Source organism: Ruegeria sp. AJ12, assembly GCF_056536245.1.
This window is the reverse complement of the sequence record NZ_JBQFJJ010000002.1, coordinates 193,448-218,849: the sequence shown is the minus strand read 5'-3', so window position 1 is coordinate 218,849 and position 25,402 is coordinate 193,448. Positions and strand designations below refer to the sequence as shown.

Below are 25,402 nucleotides of genomic sequence, written 5' to 3'. Positions count from 1 at the left end.
CCTAGCGCATTTCATTGCGCGCATTGCGCACGTTCCAGATCAGGATTGGGGTCACCAGCAACATGATGACGATGGCCGAGGCCGACCCGACGCCCCAGTCATTGGCCCGGAACAGTTTGTCGTACATGTAATTGGCCAGGACCTGAGTTTCCCATTGCCCGTTGGTCATGGCGAACACGATGTCAAAGACCTTCAGCACGGTGATGGTGATCGTGGTCCAGACGACCAGAATGGTGGTTTTGATCTGCGGCACCTTGATCCGGAAGAAAATCTGAAACGGGTTGGCCCCATCCAGGATCGCGGCCTCAATCGTTTCCTCGGGAATGCCGCGCAAAGCAGCCGACAGGATCACCATGGCAAACCCGGTCTGGATCCAGATCAGGACAACCATCAGGAAAAAGCTGTTCCAGAAGGGAACGGTCAACCATGTTTGAGGTTCCGTTCCGCCAAAGAAGATGTAGAGCGCATTCAGCATGCCGATCTGATCCTGTTCGGCGGGTCGCGTGTCGTAAACGAGCTTCCAGATCACCGAAGCGCCAACAAAGGAGATCGCCATAGGCATGAAGATCAGCGATTTGGCAATGTTCCCCCACCGGATACGGTCTGTCAGCTGGGCCACCAGCAGGCCAAATGCCGTCGACATCGCGGGCACCACGATGAGCCAGAACATGTTGTTGCGCATCGCTTCCCAGAATTTCGGTTCAGCGGCCATCTGCGCATAGTTGCTCAGCCCAACCCATTCATATCCGCCACCGGGTACGCGATCGGTCAGTGACAGGCGCAACGTTTCTACAACCGGGTAGGCCAGATACAGGCCCAATGCGGCGAGCGCCGGGAACAGGAACAGCCAAGGACGGATCATGTTCGCGCGGTTGATGTTGCGGCCCGCGTTCGGTCCGCGGGGCGGAAACAGGATCTTGTCCAGAAACTGATTGGATAGGTAGAAATAGCCTACGCAACCTGACACGCCGATGGCGATGGTCAGCAGGCCTTGAATTGCCGGATGCATGCCGCTCTCCCTTGCGACGGGGGTGTGGGCAACCCGGTTTCACGGGTTGCCCGAACTCAGACGTCTTAGTCCAGTGCGTCCCAGGATGACTGGATTTCGTCAGCGACTTCTTGCGCTGGCGTGCCACCGGCATAGTCGACCATGCCCGTCCAGAACGTGCCTGCACCCACGCCGCCGGGCATCAGGTCAGATCCGTCAAACCGGAACGTCGTGGCACCCAGAAGGATGTCGTTCATCTTCTTCAGCGTCGGGTCCGAGAAGACAGAGGTGTCGACACCCTTGTGCGGTGTCAGGAACCCGCTCAGCGCCATCCAGGTTTCATGCGCCTCAGGTGTCTGCAAATAGGCGATCAGGTCATGTGCACCGGGGCTGTCATTGGTGATCGCCCAGAGTGTACCTGCACCCAGTACCGGGCTGCCCAGATCCTTGCCTTCATAGGCAGGGAAATAAAAGAAATCGACGTCTTCACCAACAATCGTTCCTTCGGGGAAGAATGCCGGAATGAAAGACGCCTGACGGTGCATGTAGCATTGCGGAGGCGAGCTGAACATGCCCTTGGGGCTGTCGCGGAAGTCGGTGGTTGCAACGGCACCGGCACCACCGGCCACATAGTCATCGTTGCGGGCAAAAGCCCCAAATTCCTCGATCGCGGCCACAACCTTGGGGTCGTTGAACTTCATCTCGTTGGAAACCCACGCATCGTAGTCTTCGGGAGACTGCGTGCGCAGCATCATATCCTCAACCCAGTCAGTGGCGGGCCATCCGGTGGCACCACCGGAACCCAACCCGATGCACCATGGCGTCTCACCATCTGCAACGATCTGATCTGTCAGAGCCTTCAGTTCTTCCATGGTTGTCGGCACTTCGTATCCGGCGTCTTCGAAGTTTTCCGGAATGAACCAAACCAGCGACTTCACATCGACTTTGTAGAAGAACCCGTACAGATGATCCTCGCCGTCCGCGCCCGGGTATGTTCCCAGATCAACCCAGGACTGGCCCGCGGCATAGTTGTCGCCGATCCATTCGGCTGTACCATCGGCCAGAGGCGTCAGGAAGCCAGACTTGGCCATATCTGCCGCAAGACCGGGCTGAGGGAAGACTGCGATGTTGGGGGCCGATCCGGCTTCGGCATCGATGCGGATCTGCTGTTCGAAACTGTCCGACCCGACATAGGCGTATTCATGTCCGGTCGCGGCGGCGAAACCATCCAGCACCTTTTCGACATTTTCCTGGTCCGGCCCCAGCCATGGTCCGAACACGGTTACCTTGTCGGCCTGGGCCGCGCCCGCCATCAGGGCGAGCGTGGCCGCACCTGCGTAAAGCGAGTGTTTCATGAATTTTCCTCCCAACAGTGTCATGCGCCTTTGAGACTCAGTTTTCAAAGCGCTTTGAATGGAGGATTTTATCCGCTAACATTCAAGCTCTGTCAACAACGCGTTTGCATATCCCTGAAATATTAATAAATCTGGACAGCATACCGAAACCGGTTGACGGAATGGGCAATTGCCCACAAAACAGATATGCACTCCGTTTGAAGGCGCTTTGAAAAGACTATGAACCTAAAGCAGCTCTCGGAAATCCTGGGCCTCTCGCAGACCACCGTCAGCCGTGCGCTGAACGGTTACCCAGAGGTGAATGAGGATACACGCGTTCGGGTTCAGGCGGCGGCGCATAAACATGGCTACCGCCCCAACAGCCGCGCCAAAGGCTTGGCAACCGGCAGATCGATGGTGATCGGTCATGTGATTCCCAGTTCGTCGCGGCATGAGATGGTCAACCCGATTTTTGGAGATTTTGTTGCAGGTGCCGTCAAAAAATACGCCGAGCATGGCTATGATCTGATGTTCACGAACGCAGACGATACTTCTATCGAGGAAGCCTATCGCAGCCTGTTTCAGCGCGGCGCGGTTGATGGGGTTGTTCTGCAGGGCCCCAAGGTCGATGAACCGAGGATCGAGGTTCTGAAAAGAATGGGCGTGCCGTTCATCGTTCACGGACGTTCGACCGGTGTGGATGTGCCGTACGACTGGATCGACGTGAACAACAAAAGCTCGTTCCTGCGCGCAACGAAGTTTCTGATCGACCTGGGCCACCGGCGCATCGCCCTGATCAACGGGCTGGAGGACATGGATTTTGCGCAGCGTCGTCGGGACGGATACCTTGAGGCGTTGCGACAGGAAGGTCTCTCCCCCGACCCGGACATCATGCGCAGTGCCGAAATGACCGAGGTGTACGGCCATCACGAAACCCGCGACATGCTGGAACTGGCCGATCCGCCGACCGCCATCATTGTATCGTCCATGATTGCCGCCATCGGCGTACGGCGGGCGTTGGACGAAAAAGGACTTGTAATGGGTCGAGACGTGTCCGTGATCGCGCATGATGACGACCTGTCCTATCTGAAGAACGGTCAGGATGTTCCCATCTTCACGGCGACGCGATCCTCGGTCCGGCATGCGGGTGAACTGGCCGCAGAAATGCTGATTGATCGGATCAAATCCCCGAATGACCGGATCAAAACTAGATTGCTGGAAGCTGAACTGGTAGTTGGCAGATCAACAGGCCCGGCGCCCGACAGGTTGTAAATATGAAATACACACGTGCTGACTTTCCCAAAGATTTCCTCTTTGGCGTGGCAACCTCTGCCTATCAGATCGAAGGGCACGCGCAGGGCGGTGCGGGCCAGACCCATTGGGACACGTTTGCCGCCTCGCCTGGGAATGTGGTGCGCAATGAAAACGGCAACCTGGCCTGTGATCACCTGAATCGGTTTTCGCAGGATTTCGACCTTGTCCGCGAAGCCGGCTTTGACTGTTACCGCTTTTCGACCAGTTGGGCGCGCGTCCTGCCGGAGGGGCGCGGTCAGGTGAACGAGGAAGGTCTGGATTTCTATGACCGGCTAGCGGATGCACTGCTGGAACGCGGCATTCGTCCCTGCGCCACGCTCTATCATTGGGAGTTGCCCTCGCCTCTCGCAGATCTCGGCGGCTGGCGCAATCGGGACATCGCGGGTTGGTTCGCCGATTTCACCGAAATCATCATGGGCCGTATCGGGGACCGCATGTACAGTGTTGCGCCGATCAACGAACCCTGGTGCGTCAGCTGGTTGAGCCATTTCGACGGCCACCACGCCCCCGGTCTGCGTGACATCCGCGCGACGGCGCGCGCAATGCATCATGTTTTGCTGGCGCATGGCCGGGCCATTCAGGCCATGCGGGGCCTTGGCATAGGCAATCTGGGCGCCGTGTTTAATCTGGAATGGGCCGAACCCGCCAATGACAGCGCCGAGGCGCAGCGGGCCGCAGCCCTGTATGACGGTATTTACAACCGGTTCTTTTTGGGCGGTGTGTTTAACAAAGCCTACCCGGAAAACCTTCTGGAAGGGCTAGAGCCTTATCTACCCCAAAACTGGCAGGATGACTTTGACACCATCGGAACGCCTGTCGATTGGTGCGGGCTCAACTACTACACTCGCAAGCTGATCGCTCCGGCCGACACCGCGTGGCCAAGCCTGAAAGAAGTTGAAGGCCCTCTGGCTAAAACCCAAATGGACTGGGAAATTGAACCCGGTGCGCTCACCCGGTTTTTGACGCGCACGATGAAGGACCATACCGGCGATCTGCCCATCTATGTGACCGAAAACGGCATGGCCAGCCCAGAGCGGCAGCAGGATGATGACCGGATCGACTATCTGAACCAACACCTGACCGCAGTTCAGGACGCGCTGAACCAAGGGGTTCCGGTCAAAGGCTATTTCATCTGGTCTTTGCTCGACAATTACGAATGGGCCTACGGGTATGAAAAACGCTTTGGTCTTGTGGATGTGGATTTCGATACACTGGAACGCACGCCAAAGGCCTCGTTCAAGGCGTTGAAATCTGCACTGGCGACTGGAAGGAATGTCGCGCTGCCGCTGGCTCAACCCGCCGGCGCAGTACATGAGCACTGGAACCTTGTTGCAGATATCGGCGGCACGAACACCCGTCTCGGCGTTGTCTCGGACGGTGAACTGACTGACCTGCGCAAGCACCCAACGGGCGGTCTGCCAGATTTGCTTGAGGCGCTTCACAACCTGCGCGACGAGATCGGAACCGACCCGCAGGCTGTCGTTGCCGCCGGTGCAGGACCGGTAAAGGACGGCACCATTCGCCTGACAAATGCCCATCTGAACCTCTCCGAAGCAGAACTGGCCCGGGCGACAGGGTCCAAGCACACCTATGTCATCAACGATTTCACCGCTGCGGCATGGTCAGTGGCAGAAGTGACCGAAGCCGATGTTGTGGTCCTACAGGGCGAAGCCCGTCCGCCCCAGGGGACCCGGCTTGTCGTTGGTCCGGGCACCGGACTTGGGGTTGGCGCCCTGCTCTATTCCGAGGGTCACTACCACACCGTATCGGGCGAAGGCGGCCATGTCGGCCTGTCCCCCCGCCATCGTCACGAGGTGGATATCTTTGATGCGGCGCGTCAGATCGCGCCCGAATGCTTCTTTTCCGATAGTTTGGCGCTCGAAGCCGAGATGTTTCTGAGCGGCACAGGTCTCCCGATCCTCTATCAAGCCGTGGGCATGGCCGGAGGTCAGGTTGACACGCCCGTCCGAACCGCCAAGGAAATCCTGCAGGATGCCAAATCCGGCACGGATGCTGTCGCCGTTGAAGCGGCCAGTCTGTTCACGTCTCATTTGGGCGCTGTGATGGGGGATATGGCGGTGACCCTGATGCCCGCAGGCGGTGTGTTCCTTGTTGGCGGAGTGGCGGAAAAGAACCGCTGGCTGTTCGGTGAAACCTTTCAGAATGCGTTCAACGATGGCGGCCGGTTCAGCGATTTGCGGCGTTCCATGAACCTCTACGTCTCTGAACAGGCCGAATTTGGCATTGTTGGCGCTAACAACTTCTGCAAAAATGCCTTGAAGCGGTAAACAATCCGCCAGACCTCAAATTTCGAGAAAAGGAGCATGGGATGATCCTGTGCTGTGGCGAAGCCCTGATAGACATGATCGCGGAACCGACGATCTCGGGGGCTCAGGGCTTTGTGCCGCATTCCGGCGGTGCCGTGTTCAACACGGCCATCGCTCTGGGGCGCTTGGGGGCTCCGGCGGGACTGCTGACCGGTTTGTCCTCGGACATGTTCGGTCGGCAATTGGCCGACGCACTGCAAGCCAGCCATGTCGATGCATCGCATGCGATAAAATCAGACCAGCCGACCACCCTGGCGTTTGTGGAGTTGAAGGATGGCCATGCCTCATACACGTTCCTCGATGAGAATTCAGCCGGCCGAATGCTGCGCGCCGAAGACATGCCAGACCACTTGCCCGCCGTATCTGCACTCTATTTTGGCGGTATAAGCCTGGCCTGTGAGCCCTGTGCAGACGCCTATGCCGCCTTGCTGGATCGGCAAGGAGTGGATCGCGCAGTGATGCTGGATCCGAATATCCGGCCCGGCTTTATCCAGGATCAGACCCGATACCGCACCCGGCTCAACCGGATGATCGCGCAGGCCGATATCGTCAAGGTCTCGGATGAGGACTTGGACTGGATCATTCCGGGGCCCGAAAGCCACGCCGAGAAAGTACCGCTGTTGTTGCAGGCGGGACCCGCAGTGGCAATTGTCACCCGTGGCGGCGACGGCGCGTCCGGGTATCTCGCCGATGGGTCCGAAACCACTGTGCCCGTGAACCCGGTGCAAGTCGTGGATACCGTCGGGGCCGGAGACACCTTCAACGCGGGCGTGCTGGCCGAACTGAATCGGGCCGGGCATCTGACCAAACCCGGAATACGCAATCTGACCACCGACGGCTTGCGCGCAGCACTGGACTATGGTGCCAAAGTGGCAGCGGTCACCGTATCTCGCGCCGGCGCGAACCCGCCTTGGGCACACGAGCTTTGATCCCACGAGGGAGACACCATGAAACGATCCGACATCAACCGCATCAAGACCGAGGCTGAGGCGTTCATCAAATCCTTCGGTGCGGTCCTGCCCCCCTTTGCGTACTGGTCACCCGACCAGATGCGCAGCACGCTGGCGTCAGGTATTCGCGACCGCGGCCTGGGTTGGGATATCACTGACTATGCCCAGAACGGGTTTGACGAATTGGGCCTGTTCCTGTTCACCCTGCGCAACGGTGATGAGAAAGACCTGAGCCGGGGACGCGGGATGTTGTATGCGGAAAAGCTCTTGATTTCCCGCGACAAACAACTGTCACCGATGCATCGCCATATCGTGAAGGCCGAAGACATTATCAACCGCGGCGGCGGTGATCTGGTGATGGAAATCTACGCGTCCGACGCCGAAGGCGGTATTGATCGCGACACGCCAATTGTGGTTCCGAGCGACGGTTGCCCTGTCGCCATTCAACCCGGCGAACTTCTGCGCCTCAAACCGGGCCAGAGCGTGACACTGATGCCCGGTGTCTGGCATGCGTTCTGGGCAGAGCGCGGCGACTGTCTGATCGGTGAAGTCTCGACCGTCAACGACGATCGCACAGATAACGTGTTCGAGGATCCAATCCCGCGTTTTACAACGATCGAGGAAGACGTCGACCCGGATTTTCTGCTCGTTTCGGATTACTGACCGCGCTGGTTTTCCGAAACCGTGCAATGTGAATGATCAAGTGACAAGCGGGTGTATGGATGCGCATCTGGTCCTTGCCGACCAGCAGCCACCGCAAACCAGAACCGGCCCCGCAGACTGTTCTGCGCCTGATGCGCTGGTCCAATCACCAAACGCTTGACAATTATTGTGACAGCAGACTAGCTGGCTGCGATGGTTCCCGGCGGATGATCCGAGGGATGAAAATGGGAATACGGTGCGGCGCCGGACGGGTGCCAAGGCCGTGACTGCCCCCGCAACTGTAAGCGGAGAGCAACGCCATATCGCCACTGGCATCCAATGCCGGGAAGGTTGGCCAAGCGATGATCCGCAAGTCAGGAGACCTGCCATCACATGTTCAACCAACCCGGGGCGGGGTGTCCTGGAAGGAGGCTTTGATGGCACATCCTAGTGCGCACATTGTTCGTACCTTCTGTCCGCGCGTGGCATCAGGCGGAGCGAACAATGCCGACCGCTCCTGATCATTTCGTCCTGATCTGCGCGACCTGCCAGGGCCCGATACAGGCGGAAATCGCACAAGCCACCCTGGATGCAGAATTGCCCACAGGGTACGAAACACGGTTGATCCCCTGCATGGCCGGATGCGCCCGACCGATGACTGTGGGTCTGCAGGCGGCGGGCAAAGCGCAATACCTGTTTGGCGACATTAAAACTCAGGCCGACCTAACGGCGCTTGTCGACTTTGCGCATCAGTTCAGGAGCAGCGCCGATGGCTGGACCAGCGCGTCAGATCGCCCCCCTGCCCTGTTTTACAAGACCCTGTCTCGGATGCCCTGCCTGCCGGTGGGGGGCAAGGGATGAGCTTTCTGGTCGCAGAGGGTCTGGAATATTATGCGTTGAACGGTGATGTGCTGCTGCAGGATGTCTCGTTCACTCTGGAAGAAGGCGCGGTGCTCGCCATTGCCGGGCCAAACGGCGCGGGAAAGACCACTCTGCTGAATCTGCTGTGCGGCGTCGAGCGTATTGCCCTTGGGGACGTCCGTATTCGCGGGCAAAGTCTCCGCACACTGACGGCGCCGCAAAGGGCGCGTGCGATGGCCGTGGTCAGCCAGCAGGAGTTTCCGGACGGGCGGTTGCGGCTGCGTGACTATGTGGCGCTGGGGCAGATACCCGTCAAAACCGACAGGTCGACCGCAGACCACAAGCAGGCATTGGATCGCGTCTTGGCAACAACCGAACTGACGCATCTGGCGGACAAACCGATGACCCGATTATCGGGGGGCGAGCGGCAACGGGCGCATATCGCGCGCGCTTTGGCGCAAAACCCCTCACTGTTGTTTCTGGATGAACCGACCAACCATCTGGACCCGGATGCCAAGGGACACATGCTGTCTCTGATTGCAGATCTGGGGATCACGGTGGTCATGATCGTGCACGATCTGGTCATGATCCCCGAATTCGCCTCGCATGTCGCGCTGATGAAATCCACCCGCCTGACCGGTTTTGGACCCGTTAGCGAAGTGCTGACCCCGGACCGCGTCCGCGAGACGTTTGGCGTCGATTACCTGTGCTTTACCCATGAGGGCCGCGTGATTCCCGCGCTCGATATCCGAAAACGAAAACTGTCATCATAACAGGAGCATACCATGATGCAGAGACTCTGGCCCGTGGCGCTGATCACTGGCCTGGCAAGCGGTGCTGCGGCGCATGAGGTGACCGTCGACAATTGCGGCGAACCGCTTGTGTTTGAAACCACGCCCGAGCGGCTTGTTGTCCACGACATGAACATGACTGACATGGCCTTTGCCCTCGGCTTGCAGGATCAGATCGTTGGCCTGACCGGGATCACCGGCTGGTATAAAACCAGCCCGGATTTTGATGCGCTGCGCGGCGACATCCCGGAACTTGCTCCGAAGTACCCGACCATCGAGAACCTGGTTGCGGTCGAGCCCGATCTGTTTTTTGCCGGCTGGTACTATGGCATGAAACCGGGCGGCGACGTGACGCCGGATACCCTTGCCCCATTCGGTATCAAGACGATGGTCCTGACCGAAAGCTGCGTGCATCTGAACAAGGATCGCCCCGAGGCGAGCATGGACCTGCTGTTTGACGATGTCCTGCGCCTGGGTCAGGTCATGCATGTCGAAGACAGGGCCGAAGCTCTTGTATCGGATTGGAAAGACAAGCTGTCCGCCATCGAAACCAAAACCGCCGATCTGTCCAAGCCCCGCGTCTTCCTGCTGGACGGTCCGGCGGATGCGCCGTTTACGGCCGGCAAGTTTGCGATTCCGGACGCTATGATTGCGGCTGCTGGCGGCGAAAACGTCACCCATGATCTGGATACCAGTTGGGGCCGCACTTCATGGGAAGCCGTGGCCGCGTCGAACCCCGAGTTTCTGGTTCTGCTGGACTACCAGACCGGGAACGGAGCTGCCGACACGTTCAAATTCCTGCAGGAACACCCTGTGATGTCACAGACCGATGCAGTCAAAAACGCGCGTTGGATCGGTTTGCGCTACGAAGAGCTGACACCCGGACCGGCAAACATCGACGCCATCGAGAAAATGGCGCGGGCCATGCATCCGGATATGAACTAGATGGGCCTGACAGGTCGATTGATTGTGATGGGGGCGGTTGTTTTGACCGCCCTTGTGCTGCTGTCAACGATCTATGGTACGACCTCGATCCCGATCACGGATGTGTTCACCGCCATCGGGCTGGGCCTTGGTCTCACTGAAGGCGAGATGTCGCCTCTGCACCGGATCGTGTTCGACCTGCGCCTGCCGCGCGCCTTGTTTGCGGCCATCATCGGGGCCGGGCTGGGGGTGGTAGGTGTGGTTCTGCAAACCACCACGCGCAACGATCTGGCCGATCCCTTCCTGTTCGGACTGTCCTCGGGCGCAGCGGCGGGGGCGGTTCTGGTCATCACCGTCACCGGCGACATACTGGGGATCTGGACCCTGCCCATTGCGGCCTTTTGTGGCGGGCTCATCGCCTCGGGCATTGTGCTGGCCCTTGTCCAAAGCTTGCGGACGAGCGCGCCGGAAAAGCTGATCCTCGCAGGGCTCGCGGTCTCTTTTCTGTTTTCGGCGATTACCAACTATCTGATCTTTGCCGGCGACAGCCGCGCAGCGCATTCGGTTATTTTCTGGATGCTGGGCGGGTTAGGTCTCGCCCGGTGGGAGACGTTTCCGCTTGTGTTGGCAGGGCTTGGACTGATCCTGAGTTACGCGCTTTATCGCAGCCGCTGGCTCGACGCGCTGCTGACCGGTGACTTCACGGCCGCTACGCTCGGGATTCCGGTGCAGGGATTACGGTTCCGGATGTTCTTTGTTGCGGCTCTGGCAACGGCAACCTTTGTTTCGGTGGCGGGTGTCATCGGGTTTGTGGGGCTGATGGTGCCCCATATCGCGCGCGGAATTGCGGGAACGCTGCACCGCAACCTGTTGGTGGCGTCGGCCATCGTCGGCGCTGTGCTGCTGACGCTGTCCGATATCCTGTCCCGGCTGCTTCTTGCGCCACAGGAACTGCCAGTGGGCATTGTGACCACATCCGTTGGATCCCTGTTTGTGTTCATGTATTTGTACAGATCAACCCGCAACAACTGATTATCTGCCGATGCGCACGGCGCGGCATACTGTATGGGTCGATCAGAATGGTTTCACCGTCCCTCCCAAGATCTGCCGGCCGGCGTTTCAGGGGCCAGATAACATGCTCAACCGCCAGACCAATCGGGTTGTGCACGCTGGTCAGGCCGAACATAAGCCAACCCGCCATTTCGATGTCGTCGAAGCGGGCAATCGGCACGGCGCCGGACACGCTGATACCCAGTTCTCCCGTGTCGTTGGCATTTTCAAAGCACAGATTGTCCACACCCGGCGCGTGAACGATGCAATCGCGTGAGATCATCGGACCCCCGAATTGAATGCATTGTGACACCAACGCACTCGGCATGCTGCCACCGGGGAGAGGCGAGCGCCGCCCATCTACGCACGGTCAGCCCTGAGACTATTCTGCCGTCAGAAGTCGACCATAGCATGGCCCGCACTGCACAACGTCATACGACCGAGGCGATGCCCACCGCGTTGAGCATGGCTACGCATTCGGCGAGGAATTTCAAGAGCTTGGTCTGGGCGGGCCTAACGAACGCAGGCTTTGCACAGATGATTTCTATACGCTGGGTCGGCGCGGCAATGCGATCTCGTGATCGGAGCCGTTTGAACGCACCGACCTGACCCGGGTGGATGATCGCGGATATTGGTATTTGTGGAATATCTCGCATCTTTGACTCGATCGTTGAGATTTTGAACCCGATCATCTGGCCACGTCACGTGATGCTGACCCAAACGCCAAGCACTTGTGACTTAGTGACGGAATATGGACGAAGTGAGCGTTCGGCGCCGACTTTCCCATAACCGGGGTACGACGCATAGCAAAAGAGTCCTGAGCCAGACAGCTTAGTTTTCTGCCGCGGATCCTAAAGATGGGTTCAGCGCATCCTAAACCCCGGGATTTGAAGCAGCGGGTCCGGTTTTGAGCACACTGAATCACTGACAGCTGGCGTTAGTAAGTTCAGCGATGTGCGGATCGAGGTTCTAAGGGCAGATTCCCGCCGAGGTAGAAAAGGGGGATTTTGGATTCCTGATAGATTTAGTAGGATATTGTGAATCCATTACGGTATTTCAAGGAGAATTTGCATGCTACGCACACTGGCAGTGATTGGAAATGGCGTCTTGGCCAACCATGTTCTCTACATCCTCAGCCACAGAACGGGGTACGACCGCATCGTTCTTTGCGCGCGCGATCTTGAGCGAGCGACACGGACGGCAAACACCTTGCGACAACATGCGGTGAACATCGGGCACGACATTGATATCATAGCGCGTCAGATGGATTTGGACGAGGCGGGACGGTCCTGCGATACTCTAAGAGACATCGCCCCCGATGTGATCTTCAACACCGCATCCATGCAGTCATGGTGGGTGGTGACAAAGCTTCCTGACGGTCTTCGTGAACAAGTCGCGGAAACGCGATTTGGACCTTGGTTGCCTCTACATCTTTCACCAACGATCAAACTGATGCGGATCGTTGCAGCTGCGGAAATCGATCCGATTGTCGTAAACGCTGCTTTCCCCGATGCTGTAAATCCAGCCCTTGCAGCTGCGGGGTTGTCCCCTCACATTGGCATCGGCAATATCGCAAATGTTGTGCCGGCGCTCAGGCTGGCAGTCGCTGACGCACTTAAGCTTTGCGTCCGTGATGTGGATGTTCGGATCTGTGCACATCATTTCGTCAGTTACCGGCTATCGCGTTTGGGAAACCCCGATGGGGCACCTCTGATATTCCATGTTTCGGCAAATGGAAGCGATGTCAGCGATATGATCGACCAACAGGAAATATTCAAAGCGCTCACCAAACGCCACAGACGGACCGGGGGTATCGAAGGGCAACCCGTCACGGCGTCATCTGCCGTTGCCGTTCTCGAAGCTCTCCTATCGCCGCAGAAACTGCTGGTTCATGCCCCGGGACCCGACGGGTTGCCAGGAGGTTATCCAATATGGCTCAGCCGGACCGAACGCTCTATTTCGCTTCCAAAGGGCATCAGCATCGACGATGCGATCAAAGTCAATGAAGGCGGCCAGGTCTGCGACGGGATCGACAAGATCGACGATCAGGGAACAGTTCATTTCGCGGCCCCACAACAAGCGAAAATGAAAGAGATTTTTGAGTATGACTGCAAATTTCTCCCCTTATCAGATGCGCATGATGCTGCGCGGGAACTATCCCAAAAATACACTGGTTTCCTGCAAACCAACGGATTGGCAATCTAGCAGATGGACAGAAAAGAGGGCCCGGGTGACACGGGAAATGCAGAGTTTCATCACGAACACCTGAACCGATTGCAGCAGTGTCGATCAGCTTTGGCGGGCGTTGACGATGATGGCGCAAAAATTCACCCCGGGATGTTCGATGCGGGGGTCATTTCACTCGCCCGTGGAGATGGCACCAGAAGACCGCCTGCCGAAGCCATCGCCGCTGGCGTGTCAGCCCTTCTTGATCCGCAGTCCTGCCCTTTGGATGATTATCTGTTCCTGCAATCGTTCGAACCACTGGAGCAGGAAATCTCCAGAGTCTTTCTCAAGGGTGGCATTCCGTCACATGCCGCAGAAAACATCTGCATCGATTGCGGAACAACGAGGCTGTTTGGTGCTTTCCTGCATTGTGTCGCGCAGCCCGGGGATGTGTTTCTTGCGGCCCCCACGTTCTATCATTCATTGCCGGACTGGTGCGACCGCTTTGGGATAACGCTCGCGTGTGTCCCGACGCAGGCGGAAGATGGGTTCAAGTTGACTGTCGAAGCACTTGAGGCCTGGTACGGTACCAATGTCGACACAGGTCTCATGCCTAAACCAAGAGGCCTTTTCCTGTTCAATCCGACGCAAACAGGGGCACTTTATCAACCGAAAGAGTTGGCGGCGCTAGCAGAATTTGTTGTTGAGTCCGATCTGCTGGTGCTTGCCGATCATGTGTTTTCAGGCACGGAGTTTCCAGGGTCGGAGCAGGCGTCATACCTTGCGGCGCAACCCGGCATGGCAAGTCGCGTGGTGACGGTTGACGGAGTATCCAAGTCGCATAACCTGGCCAACATGCGTATTGGCTGGGCGTGTGGACCTGCGCACATCATTGAGGCGATGCGCGCGTATGGCGTTAGCACGATCATCTCCATCCCCCGCCTTGGTATGATCATGGCACATGCGGCGCTCACCGTACCCAGTGACTATCTGGTGACGAACGCAAGGGAATGCGCTCGCCGTGCAACGATCGTCACGAATGCGCTTGAGTGTTGGAACACGACGATCAGCGGATCGGCCGACCTGCGCTCTGGGCTGACGCAGAATTTCCGGTTGGTCCATGTTCCTGAGGCGGGGCATTCGCTGTTGATAACGTGCAACCCTTTACAGGGTCTACGATACGCGCATGGTGTGATCCGCAACAGCGTCGATGTTACAAGGTTCTTTCTTTCTGAGGCCGGAGTTGCCGTGTCGCCCGGCTATTCGAGCGGGCTGGACGACTGCGAAGTACGGCTCTGCTTCGGTTCTGTGGGTTTAGCTTCAACTTACCTGAACTCTGCAGCCCAAGAAAGGGAGGCCGCCGCGCAGGCTTTTGGTGTTTCAGCATCGTCCGCCGTAGACCCCCCCGATACACACGGATCTCCCAGCGGCGGCTCCGTCAGGGGCATCGCAGAAAGCCAAGACCCGTTCAAAGACGGTCGAGACACAATTCAGACCGCACTGATGGACCGAATGCTTCCTGCCATTCTTAGGCTAATCAAGTCCAATTCTGCTCCGACGGCTGGGCGGCTGCGCACGCAGAAACAAGAGGGTGTGGTTTGAATGAATGTTGTGCAGAAGCCCCCAGCAGTGTCCGGTAGCATCAGAATTGAGCGTTTGCGCGAAATTGCCCCCAACTACCGAGCATTCGTGATCGACGTATGGGGGGTAATCTGCGACGGAACACAGCAGTTTCCAGTTGCAGTAGAGGCCCTTCGGGAGTTGCGATCGACCGCTCCGGTCTTGCTATTGTCGAATACGGCGCGCCGCTCCGAGGCTCTTGGCGGATTCCTGGGCGATCTTGGCATTGATGAAAGCTGCTACGATGCCATAATCACCGCTGGCGAGCTCTGCCATGTTGCGCTGCGCCAACGAAGCTGGCTTTCGACACCAGGCAGCGCAACGGATATCTGGTATCTCGGGCCCGAGAGGGACCGTCGCATATTGATAGACACCGGGCTCACCGGGCAGGCGTGTCCCGAAAAGGCAAGCGCACTGCTATGCACGGGTCTGGATCCTGAACTGCCTGACGTTGCATCTCATGAAAAACTCTTGTTGTCAGGCATCGAGCATGGGCTTCCATTTCTTTGTGCGAACCCGGACAGAGAGGTTTTCATAGGCTCAAACAAGGTGCCATGCGCCGGCGCGCTTGCGGATCTCTACGAAAACTTGGGGGGATCGGTTGTCCACTTCGGAAAGCCTGAAATCGCTACCTACGATAGCTGTTTGGATGACCTGGAGCGGTTTGCTGCAAAAATCGAACCTGCCCAAGTGCTGGCAATCGGAGATGGCATGGCGACAGATATACTTGGCGCACATCGATCCGGCATACCATCGCTACTCATCGAGGGTACGCTCACGGCAGAAATGCGCCTGAACCCGACAGGACCGTACGATCGGGTCTTTCCCGATTTCATCACGAACACACTCACTTGGTGAAAAGCGATTCAATGTAAGCGAGCCAGTTTATGAGAACATCCGGGTTTTTTGCACTTATCGCATCACTTGCGAGTTGGGCATTGTTGTTGGTGACCAGTCGGGCCGTTCTGACGGCGACAGGATTGGATCCATGGTTGTTCACATTGATCCAAATGATGATTGCCGGGATGTTTTTGCTCGTTGCAACCGGTGGGATCGACGGACAGAGAGCTGCGCTGCGCGACCCTTTCATATGGTTGTACGGGTTCTTGCGCGTTGCGACGGCCGCGCTGTTTACCGCGGCGCTTCTGCACACAAGTGCCGCAAATGCAGCCTTCCTGGGGGTTGTTTCCGTGCCAATGAGTGTTCTTCTTCTTTGGCAATTTGTCGGTCGTCGCCCCGGTCTGAGCGAATTGCCTGGACATGTCGTCATCCTCTTTGGGCTTGTGCTTTTGGTTCAGACATTGGACGGAGGATGGTCAAATCCCGCGGTCAAACTGATGATCCTTTCTGAGATCTGCGTCATCTTATCGACAGTTATCGCGGAGTTTCATCCGATGAACCAAGGCGACAGCGTGCGGCAGCGCGCTCAACTGACGGGCATCATGCTTCTGGCGAGCGCGTTCGTAATGCTTCTGGCAGTTGGTTGCCTCGCTGCATTGGCCCACTGGATACCGCCCACCGAACGCTATCTGCCGCAATCGCTGAGCCTGCTCACAAACCCTGCAACACTTCTGGATGTGCGGCTGTGGGTTGCAGCCTGTGCGGTCGGGATACTCCTACGCGGGCCTTCGCTGTACCTTGCGCTTAGCGCAATACGCGCAGTAAAGACCGAAAACTACCTTGCCGGAATGGCCGCACTCCCCTTTTTGAGCCTGGGCTTCGAAATGATTGCCCATCGGGCGGGTTTTTTGCCACCTGTTGTTTCAATCGGACAGTCGCTGCTTTTCGGCTCCGTCATTTCATTGGGATCGCTTCTGGTTCTTTTTGCGAGGTCTCGGCGCCCTACAGGTGCCTGAAACAGGCAGCAGGCCGCTAACAGCCATGCGCGGGCTTTCACAAACACAGTGGCAGTGTTTTGAACATGATGGCGAGCCAAATAAAAACTGGTTATGGCCGCATTGGCAAAGGAGGAGGCTAGTCCTTTGCCTTGACCATTTTACTTTACCAAAATTGTCGTGTATTACGCGGGCGTGAGCCCCGATCTCTGCGATCCAGCCAACCTTATCAAGACACGATCAAGACGTTTTGTGCCGTGAAAGCGCTCCGGGATTCGCAATCGCCAGATTGACAAGTCTCCTGATGCACAGCTGCGGACAGACGTGTTGGCTCGACGCGACCTCAGGAGATTGCCCGATGAAACACACCTTCCTTGCTGCCGCTCTCAGTGGAGCGCTCTTTCTGACCGCAGAGCCGGTCCTCGCAGGTCCTGCCGACGACACGCTTCGCATCGCTTCGCCCTGGAAGATTGGTGCGCTCATCCCTTCGGCTGGAACAACCCTTTCGCGGACGGGGGTTGTTGAGACACTGACCATGCCAACCCCAGCGGGCGATATTGTGGGCCTGCTCGCTGAAAGCTGGACTTCGAACGATACGCTGGATGAATGGCGCTTCAAAATCCGGTCAGGCGTCACATTCCACGATGGCAGTCCTCTCACGGCAGAAACAGTCGCAGCAAACCTGACAAAATTCCGCGACGAAAGCTCGCTGAGAACTGCACCGGTCTCGAACATCACTTTTGAGGGCGATGACGTCATCGTGACCTTGGAACACCCTTATTCAATCCTGCCCGCCATTTTGGCAGACTGGAACACCGGCATTATTTCAGCCGCAAACCTGACTGATGAACCCGGCGAGAGCGTTTCGGGGACAGGACCTTACACGGTTGTTGATAGCTCTGACCCCACCATGCTGAAGCTTTCTGCAAATGCAGATTACTGGGGGGACAAGGCAACGATCAGTAACGTCGAATACCTGTTCGTTCCAGATGCGCAGGCACGCCAAGCAATGGCCCAAGCGGGTGAAGTGGAATTCGCATTCAGCTTACCGGTGACCGCCACGCAAATGCTGGCTGGGACAGACAATGTCGACGTAAGAATTCAGGCGATTCCTCGCGTGCGGGCGCTGAAACTGAACGCTGGACTGGCGCCTCTGGACGAGGTCGCCGTGCGTCAGGCGATCAGCTATGCAATTGACCGGCAGGGGATCGCCACGTCCATTGTCGGGAACCCTGACACGGCGGCCACACAACTGTTTCCTGCAAGCCTGCCAGCATGGCATGACGCATCTCTGGTGCCCAATGCGTATGACCCCGCCAAAGCGGCCGAATTGCTCGCAGATGCCGGGTTTGAAAAAGATGAAGACGGCATCCTTGTTCGAGACGGTGAGCGTTTCGAAATCGAAATGCGCACATATGACTCCCGCCCGGAATTGCCCGTTATCGGCGTGGCGATCCAGGAAATGCTTAAAGAAATCGGCATCAAGGCGACAATAAAGCAGGGTGACTGGACTGTCATTTCTGACGGGCATACCGATGGCACACTGGAAGCAGGCATCGTCTCGGATAGCTTCGTCTATGTTCCGGATCCAATCGGTGCGCTTGTCGAAAACTTCTACAAGAGTGGTGGTTTCTGGGGTTCAATGAACTGGAACAACGACCGGTTTGACGAGCTGGTCGAAACCTATCAGCGAACTGTTGACCCCGCCGAACTGGAAAAACTTCGCACTGACATGGTCACCATGATTCATGAAGAACATCCCATGGTGACGGTGACCTGGTACGATGATGTCTATGCGGTCTCGGATGACGTCGAGAACTTCACGTTTGATGTGTACGAGCGGGACTTCGGCCTCAATCGTCTGACCTGGGCAGAGCGGTAGGCCGCATGACGCTCGGCGCTCTGTTAGCGAAGAAGGCACTGCTCATTTTGGTCATCACGTTGCTGGTTGCCACGTGTTCCTTCTGGGCGGTGCACCTTCTTCCGGGGGATCTTGCGCTGCAAATTGCAGCTGCGCGATTTTCGGGCTCAGAACCCAACCAGGACTTGGCCAGCGTCGTAAGTCAATCCTACGGCCTGGATCGGCCTATCCCTCTCCAATATGCCGCCTGGCTTGGACAAACGCTGATGTTTGATTTTGGCGTATCGTTGGTTTCGGGACGCGATGTGCTTGACGATTTGTCTCATCATGGAGCCAATTCGATGCGTCTTGTGTTCTGGGGCTTTTGGGCAGGCGTCTGCTTGGCGGTGCCGATCGGGTATATATGCGGACGTTTTGAGGGAAGCAGGTTGGATATCGTTCTGACCACTCTCAGCGCTGTGGTTTCAACGATACCCTCCTTTCTCATCGCGATTTTCATGGTGCAGCTTTTTGTCGTCGAACTCGGTCTTGCAACACTCAGCGGCACAGCGGGTTGGGCACGGCTATGGGTGCTGATTCTGACAATTGCACTCTCTGTTTCCGGCGCGTTGAGCCGCATCGTGCGAGCAGCAGTGATCGACGTGCGCAGGCAACCCTACATGCAGAATGCCCTGATGCGGGGCGTTCCAGAGAATCAAGTGTTCTGGCGACACGGAGCGAAGAATGCGCTACGTCCTATGCTCAACTACCTGCCGGTTGTGTTCATGTTCCTGATCTACGACGTGATCGTGATCGAGACGATTTTCAACTACCATGGACTCGGTTGGGCGCTGATTAACGCGTTCAAAGCACTGGACTTGCCCTTGATGCAAGGCCTCGTTCTGGCGCTGGTGATGTTCTACCTGAGTTGCACAACCTTATGTGATCTCCTGACATGGCGCATCTATCGCCAAAAGGCTGTGTGATGCGTGTGTCGGGAACATTGCAGTTGGGCGTCTTGCTGACACTGGCCTTTGTGCTGACCGCAGCGCTAGGCCCTTTCATCTACGCAGTGGACCCCAACGCGCAAGATTTGCTCGCAGCATTCACCCCTCCGGGCGCAGGACATCCGCTGGGCACAGATCAGTTGGGCCGCGATGTCCTGGCTCGCGTTCTTCATGGCGCACGCTACTCCGCCGGGATCGCATTATCGGTCGTCGCCTGCAGCCTTGCGACGGGCTGTGCACTGGCGGGAGTCGCAATGTGGTTCGGCGGAGCCGTCTCGGCAAGTCTGACCATGTTCGCGGATGCGCTCTATGCCCTGCCCGGCCTTTTGGTAATAATACTTCTGGCCGATGTACTGGGTGGAGGGGCTCTGGTCATAATTTTACTGCTTTGGCTGGTAAAATGGCCCGAGTACTTTCGGCTTTGCTACTCGGTCGGTCAGAACATTATTCTCAGCGACCATGTACTTGCGTCAAAGCTTGCAGGGGCCAGCGGGTATCGAATTTTCAGATATCAGGTCATTCCGGTTTTGGCTCCTTACTTACTGTCACTTGGCGCGCTCTCGGTGGGTCAAACAGTGTTGGCGATCGCCACGCTGGGTTTTCTTGGCATCGGCATCGCACCTCCACAGGCCGAATGGGGCATGATGATCAATGATCTGCGCGTTTACTGGCAAATTTCTCAGGTCCAACTGGCTGCACCAATTCTGGCCATTGTCTGGATCGTATTGGCGTTGTTGATCCTGTCCCAATCGTTTGTCAAAGCAAGGGCGGGTGTGGATTGATGCACCGTATTGACGTTCGAAATCTCACCGTAGCTGCGGACCAGCTGTCCCTGAATGTACCGCACCTGCGATTTGATCAAGGTAGGACCTGTTGTGTGATTGGCAGGTCCGGATCGGGTAAATCCCTCTTTGCGGCGGCGTTGTCCGGCCTGCCAATGCACGGGTTGAAGGTGACCGGCAACATTGCGGTGAGCGGCAAAGAGCAAACCGTACCATTGTGGAAGGAACACGTATTCGTCTTGCCCCAGGAACCTGCCGTCGCGCTCAACCCGACAATGCAAATTGGTCGCCAGGTTGCCGAGGTTTTTAGATGGCGGCGGAACCCGGACAGCCGGTGGAACACCGCTGATGCGCTTTGCACTCAGGTCGGATTGAGCGCCACAGACCTGGAAAAATTCCCAAGCCAGTTATCGGGTGGCATGCAGCAAAGGGTTATGATCGCAATGGCTTTGGCAGCGCGCGCGGCCTTTGTTGTGGCTGATGAGCCCACCAAGGGCCTCGACACCGAAAACAAACTCCGCGTCATTGAATTGTTTAAATTGGTTCAAGCCTCTGGGCGAGGTTTGATTATCATCACTCATGATCTCGATGTCGTTCGGGCTCTAGCGGATGTGGTCGTGGTGTTTGACAAGGGCGAGGTTGTTGAGCAGGGCCCACGTCATCCCGTCCTGCAGCAACCCAAAAGCAAAGCCGCAAAAACGTTGATTCAGAGCGAACCAACAAACTGGCCGCATCACAACGCCTTAGAACAGCCGGCATCCGAAGCATGTATCAGCCTGCAAGACATCACGTTCGGGTTTTCAAACTCATGCCCTCTTATCAGCAATGCAAGTATCAATATCCATAGCGGCGAAATTGTCGGTCTTCATGGCCCAAGCGGGGCTGGAAAATCCACGCTGGGCGACATTTGCCTTGGTTTGCACACGCCAACCCATGGAGTTGTGACCTGGTGTGGTGAGCCGTTGACACCGACAGTCCTTCGACGCGAGCGGATCAGGTTCCAAAAACTGTTTCAGAATCCTGTGACATCTTTTCCACCGAACCTGGTTATTGGAGATGTGTTCGAAAAACTGACGCCAGGGGCACACATTAGCCCGCTCTCCAAAGCGAGACTTATGGCACGATTGGGGATTGACGAGTTGCTCCTCAGACGCCGCCCAGACCAGGTGAGCGGCGGGGAACTGCAACGCCTGGCCCTGGTGCGCGTCTTGCTGTCCCGGCCAAAATTCCTGGTCTGCGACGAACCATCATCAAGGCTCGATATGTCGATCCAAAGGTTGGCGATCGATGTCATAACTGAGTACGCCTCGGAATCGTCTGCCGCCGTTTTGCTGATTTCTCATGACTTATCAGTCCTTCAGAAGCGAACGGGTCGTATATTCGAGTTAACCGGCAACGGTGCTCTTTTGCAAAAGACCATAGTCAACAAACGAATATCGCGCGCTCCCCTGCACTCCATCGATCTGAATGAACGCATTGCATGAGCGTGGGCCCTTGGCAGGCATCGCGGGGTTTGTGTAAATGGGCTCAAAAAGGCCTTGTTCCGCATAGCTGACTGCGCTGCGCTGACCTGTTGCGCTTCCATACACAAGATGTCGAAGCCTTTGTCCTGCAAACCGAGGAAAAGATGCCGGCTCAATGCGCCGGGTTCAAATGAAGTGGTCCCACCTTTTCGGACAGTTTTGCAGCCTCGCTAAGGTGTATCGGGTTTAGGTGTCATGCTGCTTTCTGCTCTTCCAAGCCTGCCCAATATGCGCCATCCGGCGCCCGCTGATCAAGCGTGGAATGAGTCCGCTCAGTTTTGTAGAATGCCATCCAGTCTTTGACAACCCGCCGAGCTTGGAAGCCGTCATTGATCTCTTCGAGATAGATGGCCTCCTGCTTCAAAGATCGCCACAGCCGTTCGATGAAGATGTTATCGAGGTAGCAATCTCGGCCATCCATAGAGATGCGCACACCAGCTTCGGTCAATGTCGTGATCCAGGCCGATCCGGTGAACTGCGATCCTTGATCTGTGTTCATGATCTCTGGTGGACCGTGTCTGGCGGTGCCCCCGTTCAGCGCATCAACACAGAAGTCGGCATGCATTGTGTTGCTGAGCCGCCAACTCAGGATTCTGCGCGAGGCCCAATCCATGATCGCCACGAGCTAAAGGAACCCGTTTCGCACCGGAACGAAGGTGATGTCGGCACACCAGACCTGGTTAGAACGATCGATCTGCATCTGCCTTAGAAAGTACGGATAGATCGGGTGCTGGGGATGGGGCTGGCTGGTCCGGGGGCGTTTGTAGATTGCCTCGAGGCCCATCTTTGCCATCAATCGCCTTACGCGATGCCTCCCGACAATCGCCCCCTCTCTGCCCAGGTAAGCCGCGATCTGGCGGCTGCCGAAAAACGGGTCCTTGGTGAACACTCGGTCGATCTCTTTCATCATGGCCAGCGTGTCCGCGTCGACCCCGACCGGCGTGTAGTATAACGCCGACCGTGACAGCCGCACCAGTTTGCACTGCTGGCTGATACTCAAGTCAACGTCGGGTTGCCTGTAGAATTAGCTTGGCCCATTGCGGCTACGTAGGTCACTACGCTCATCGGCCTCAAAATACATGCATGCCGATGAAATGCTGCGATGGTTGCTTTGGCTTCAGCACGCGATCAGCAACCGTCATGTAGTAGAAGCACCCTATTCTCGAGGTGCTTCAACTTTCCAGAAGCAATACTACACCTTGTCATTTGTTGCATTTACTGCACGCTAGCCTTTCCGCGGTAGCCCCTCCAACAGGGCTTGGGTGCGCGATATCATGGCGACTGACGCGGCGTCTCCCTTTCGTGTACGGTCAGCGGTCTCGAATGCGGCGATAGCGTTTTCAAATTGTCCTGCCCGATAACATGCAAGGCCCTGTTCATAGGCCTTTATCCATGTTGGGGGTTCCTCAAACTCATCCGACATGGAAATCAGTTCGTAAACCACCAGTTCTTCGACGCGCCCAGATACCTTAAGTGTGTCCAATTCGCGCACTATGATTGTGCCTGCCGCCTGCTGTCTTGTTTCCGGCCCAATCAGAATCAGTGTACCGTAGTCCTTATTGGCCCCCTCCAACCGGCTGGCAACGTTCACCACATCGCCAATTGCGGTGTAATTCAAACGCTGCTCCGATCCGATATTTCCGACCAGAGCCTCTCCGCTGTTCAGCCCGATTCTGACGCGCAGCGGGTTGCCGCCGTCATCCTCAATTCCGGATTTTTCTACAGCGGCGACAAGGTCCAATGCGGCGCGGCAGGCGTTTTCGGCGTGGTTGGTGTCCTTGCGTGGCGCTCCCCAGAACGCCATTACCGCATCCCCCATGAATTTGTCGATCGTCCCGTCGTTGCGCGCAATGGCCGTTGACGCCGCGCTGAAGAAGGGTTCCATCAGCTGGACGATTTTGGGTCCAAGTCTTTCGGACAAACCCGTGAACCCTTTGACATCGCAAAACAGGACAGAAATTTGCTTGAGGTCGCCACCAGGCTGTATCTTGATGCCCTCAGCCACCAGCATACGCACCAGATCGGTTGGAACATACTTTCGAAATGCCGACAAGCCTGCGGCCATGCTGGCGGTTGCGGCAGAAAGATTGGCCAGCTCAGAAAGCTTGGAGGGCCTGCTCGAAATGCGTTCGACATCAAAGCGTTCGATTTTGCTCAGGTCCTCTGCGATGCGTGCCAGCGGATTTGCGACGACTCGTCGGACCAACCAGATCGCCAGCCCGGTTGCGATAATCACCACAATGATCAGGATATAGATCAGGTTTATCAGAGTTTCGTCGATCCCCGACAAAAAGGCCGCCTCGGGAATGACGGTGGCAACACGCCAACCATAAAAACCCAACGGTGTCAGTGCCACCGCGTAGGGCACGCCGTCGATGACAATGCGCTTCGTTAGTGTGCCGGGGGTATTCGTTTCGGGGTCACCCAACAACCTTTCCCCAGAAATCATGGCCACTTCATACAGCTCCCCTTCGCCCATGCGCGCCGGAGTGACCTCGTCAGCCTCAGCATCGGGTACCGCAATGACTTTTCCATCGGCATCCAAAATGAACGCGGCGCCGAACTCACCGGGCGTAAGCGTGGCGAGAAAGCGCGACAGCCGATCCGTTTCGATCGCAACCGCCAGAACCCCCTGCCGCTTACGGTTGACGTCAATTGGACCGACAAAGGCATAAATGGTTTTGTCACTATCCGGGAGGTCGCGCGCTTCGATCCACCCGGTTGAGTTCAGTCCCATAAAATTCTCAAACCAGGCATGATCGCGCGGATCATAAGTCGTTTGGGTAAATGTCCGCTCCTCGAACTGAATGTCGCCCGGAATAAAGATGTAGCGATCCTTCCGAAGCATCCCGTCACGAATGTCCTTGTCGATTTCAATCATCTCCAGTCCACCGTCACCCAGACGGTGTGACGCGAAGAAGTTGCCATCGGGCCAGCCGAAGAAAATCCATGAGATATTCGGTTGAGCCTGCAGTTGTGACAGAAAAACAAACTCTCGCTTGTCAGCCTGTCGCGTCGCGATGACGTTCTGGACAAAGATCGTGCGGACCGCCGCCCAGGCGGCTTCGGCCGAGCTGAGCGTCACGCCCACCTCGATACGCACGGTATTTGCGATCTGACTGTTGATTTCGGCTGCGAGCATGCGGCTGTTGTCCCGCGCGGTCGTCCACCAAAGGGAATGGACAATAAACGTCGAAACCCCGATGGACACGGCGACCAGGATTGAAACAGCAATGCCCACGCTCAATCGCATCAAAACTCCGCTTTCAAATACATATGCTTCAATACTGGTTTGAGACCCTGAGGAGAGCAAAGCTTACTTAGCTTCAACCTCTAAATCTCACGCAACTGTTAGGTTCAAGCAAGTGGAGGTGCGTTCAAAGCGCACAACTTCAAAGTATTCCCATTTTCTAGCTTGGCAGTCATCCCAGAGTCTTATGCAATTAAG

23 protein-coding genes, 2 pseudogenes and 1 riboswitch are annotated in these 25,402 nt (G+C 56.8%); of the genes and pseudogenes, 18 read left to right on the top strand and 7 right to left on the bottom strand.

Annotated features, from left to right (window positions below):
* Position 1: 1 nt before the first annotated feature.
* Together ACR3E0_RS21235 and ACR3E0_RS21230 are read right to left on the bottom strand one after the other, a co-directional pair.
* Positions 2-1,009: a carbohydrate ABC transporter permease gene (locus ACR3E0_RS21235; RefSeq protein WP_480481469.1), complete on the bottom strand. Its 1,008-nt coding sequence runs from the start codon at positions 1,007-1,009 to the stop codon at positions 2-4.
* Between the two features lie 65 nt (positions 1,010-1,074).
* Positions 1,075-2,343, bottom strand: coding sequence for an ABC transporter substrate-binding protein (locus ACR3E0_RS21230; RefSeq protein ID WP_480481467.1), 1,269 nt, complete (start codon positions 2,341-2,343; stop codon positions 1,075-1,077).
* Between the two features lie 219 nt (positions 2,344-2,562).
* On the opposite strand from ACR3E0_RS21230, the gene ACR3E0_RS21225 reads away from it, so the two are divergent.
* From ACR3E0_RS21225 to ACR3E0_RS21185, 9 genes and pseudogenes are all read left to right on the top strand, one after another.
* Entirely contained in the window at positions 2,563-3,594 is a 1,032-nt protein-coding gene (locus ACR3E0_RS21225) for a LacI family DNA-binding transcriptional regulator (RefSeq protein WP_480481465.1), read from the top strand.
* A 2-nt stretch (positions 3,595-3,596) separates the two neighbouring features.
* Positions 3,597-4,895: pseudogene (locus tag ACR3E0_RS21220) on the top strand (GH1 family beta-glucosidase); the annotation flags it as partial.
* The gene (locus ACR3E0_RS21215) at positions 4,881-5,924 is read left to right on the top strand and encodes a glucokinase (RefSeq protein WP_480481739.1); all 1,044 of its coding nucleotides are present in this window, start codon (positions 4,881-4,883) and stop codon (positions 5,922-5,924) included. The pseudogene ACR3E0_RS21220 and the gene ACR3E0_RS21215, both read left to right, overlap by 15 nt.
* A gap of 41 nt (positions 5,925-5,965) precedes the next feature.
* Positions 5,966-6,892: a carbohydrate kinase family protein gene (locus ACR3E0_RS21210; RefSeq protein WP_480481463.1), complete on the top strand. Its 927-nt coding sequence runs from the start codon at positions 5,966-5,968 to the stop codon at positions 6,890-6,892.
* 18 nt (positions 6,893-6,910) lie between these two features.
* Positions 6,911-7,576, top strand: coding sequence for a D-lyxose/D-mannose family sugar isomerase (locus tag ACR3E0_RS21205; RefSeq protein WP_480481461.1), 666 nt, complete (start codon positions 6,911-6,913; stop codon positions 7,574-7,576).
* A 176-nt stretch (positions 7,577-7,752) separates the two neighbouring features.
* Positions 7,753-7,960, top strand: a riboswitch (cobalamin riboswitch).
* Positions 7,961-8,059: 99 nt separating this feature from the next.
* Positions 8,060-8,416, top strand: coding sequence for a DUF1636 family protein (locus tag ACR3E0_RS21200; protein WP_480481460.1), 357 nt, complete (start codon positions 8,060-8,062; stop codon positions 8,414-8,416).
* The gene (locus ACR3E0_RS21195) at positions 8,413-9,189 is read left to right on the top strand and encodes an ABC transporter ATP-binding protein (protein WP_480481458.1); all 777 of its coding nucleotides are present in this window, start codon (positions 8,413-8,415) and stop codon (positions 9,187-9,189) included. Before ACR3E0_RS21200 ends, ACR3E0_RS21195 begins: the two co-directional genes overlap by 4 nt.
* A gap of 12 nt (positions 9,190-9,201) precedes the next feature.
* Positions 9,202-10,152, top strand: coding sequence for an ABC transporter substrate-binding protein (locus ACR3E0_RS21190; protein ID WP_480481456.1), 951 nt, complete (start codon positions 9,202-9,204; stop codon positions 10,150-10,152).
* Positions 10,153-11,163: a FecCD family ABC transporter permease gene (locus tag ACR3E0_RS21185; RefSeq protein WP_480481454.1), complete on the top strand. Its 1,011-nt coding sequence runs from the start codon at positions 10,153-10,155 to the stop codon at positions 11,161-11,163.
* Here ACR3E0_RS21185 and ACR3E0_RS21180 read toward each other — a convergent pair.
* Together ACR3E0_RS21180 and ACR3E0_RS21175 are read right to left on the bottom strand one after the other, a co-directional pair.
* On the bottom strand, positions 11,129-11,464 hold the full coding sequence (locus tag ACR3E0_RS21180; RefSeq protein ID WP_480481452.1) for a hypothetical protein: 336 nt from the start codon (positions 11,462-11,464) through the stop codon (positions 11,129-11,131). The two genes, ACR3E0_RS21185 and ACR3E0_RS21180, sit on opposite strands and share 35 nt — an antisense overlap.
* A gap of 148 nt (positions 11,465-11,612) precedes the next feature.
* Positions 11,613-11,873, bottom strand: a complete 261-nt coding sequence (locus ACR3E0_RS21175; protein WP_480481450.1) for a hypothetical protein — start codon at positions 11,871-11,873, stop codon at positions 11,613-11,615.
* Between the two features lie 379 nt (positions 11,874-12,252).
* Here ACR3E0_RS21175 and ACR3E0_RS21170 point away from each other — a divergent pair, with 379 nt between their 5' ends.
* The 9 genes and pseudogenes from ACR3E0_RS21170 to ACR3E0_RS21130 all read left to right on the top strand — a co-directional run bounded on the left by ACR3E0_RS21170 (position 12,253) and on the right by ACR3E0_RS21130 (position 21,915).
* Complete coding sequence (locus ACR3E0_RS21170; protein ID WP_480481448.1) at positions 12,253-13,386, top strand: hypothetical protein; 1,134 nt, start codon at positions 12,253-12,255, stop codon at positions 13,384-13,386.
* 90 nt (positions 13,387-13,476) lie between these two features.
* Complete coding sequence (locus tag ACR3E0_RS21165) at positions 13,477-14,949, top strand: pyridoxal phosphate-dependent aminotransferase (RefSeq protein WP_480481446.1); 1,473 nt, start codon at positions 13,477-13,479, stop codon at positions 14,947-14,949.
* Positions 14,950-15,825 (top strand): TIGR01459 family HAD-type hydrolase, encoded by an 876-nt coding sequence (locus ACR3E0_RS21160; RefSeq protein ID WP_480481444.1) that lies wholly within the window; start codon positions 14,950-14,952, stop codon positions 15,823-15,825.
* 29 nt (positions 15,826-15,854) lie between these two features.
* Positions 15,855-16,250, top strand: a pseudogene (locus ACR3E0_RS21155) (EamA family transporter); the annotation flags it as partial.
* A 54-nt stretch (positions 16,251-16,304) separates the two neighbouring features.
* Complete coding sequence (locus ACR3E0_RS21150; protein ID WP_480481743.1) at positions 16,305-16,823, top strand: hypothetical protein; 519 nt, start codon at positions 16,305-16,307, stop codon at positions 16,821-16,823.
* Positions 16,824-17,160: 337 nt separating this feature from the next.
* On the top strand, positions 17,161-18,684 hold the full coding sequence (locus ACR3E0_RS21145) for an ABC transporter substrate-binding protein (RefSeq protein WP_480481442.1): 1,524 nt from the start codon (positions 17,161-17,163) through the stop codon (positions 18,682-18,684).
* Positions 18,685-18,689: 5 nt separating this feature from the next.
* Positions 18,690-19,628, top strand: coding sequence for an ABC transporter permease (locus ACR3E0_RS21140; RefSeq protein ID WP_480481440.1), 939 nt, complete (start codon positions 18,690-18,692; stop codon positions 19,626-19,628).
* The gene (locus ACR3E0_RS21135) at positions 19,628-20,431 is read left to right on the top strand and encodes an ABC transporter permease (protein ID WP_480481438.1); all 804 of its coding nucleotides are present in this window, start codon (positions 19,628-19,630) and stop codon (positions 20,429-20,431) included. The genes ACR3E0_RS21140 and ACR3E0_RS21135 overlap by 1 nt, the downstream gene beginning before the upstream one ends.
* Positions 20,431-21,915, top strand: a complete 1,485-nt coding sequence (locus ACR3E0_RS21130) for an ABC transporter ATP-binding protein (RefSeq protein ID WP_480481436.1) — start codon at positions 20,431-20,433, stop codon at positions 21,913-21,915. Before ACR3E0_RS21135 ends, ACR3E0_RS21130 begins: the two co-directional genes overlap by 1 nt.
* Before the next feature lie 232 nt (positions 21,916-22,147).
* Here the strand turns inward: ACR3E0_RS21130 and ACR3E0_RS21125 are convergent, their stop codons facing one another.
* From ACR3E0_RS21125 to ACR3E0_RS21115, 3 genes are all read right to left on the bottom strand, one after another.
* A complete protein-coding gene (locus ACR3E0_RS21125; RefSeq protein WP_480481434.1) occupies positions 22,148-22,567 on the bottom strand; it encodes a transposase in 420 nt (139 codons plus the stop codon).
* Positions 22,568-22,579: 12 nt separating this feature from the next.
* Positions 22,580-22,954 carry an IS3 family transposase gene (locus tag ACR3E0_RS21120; RefSeq protein ID WP_480481432.1) on the bottom strand — a complete coding sequence of 125 codons (375 nt, stop codon included), beginning with the start codon at positions 22,952-22,954 and terminating at the stop codon, positions 22,580-22,582.
* Between the two features lie 225 nt (positions 22,955-23,179).
* Positions 23,180-25,207, bottom strand: coding sequence for an adenylate/guanylate cyclase domain-containing protein (locus tag ACR3E0_RS21115; protein WP_480481430.1), 2,028 nt, complete (start codon positions 25,205-25,207; stop codon positions 23,180-23,182).
* Positions 25,208-25,402: the final 195 nt, after the last annotated feature.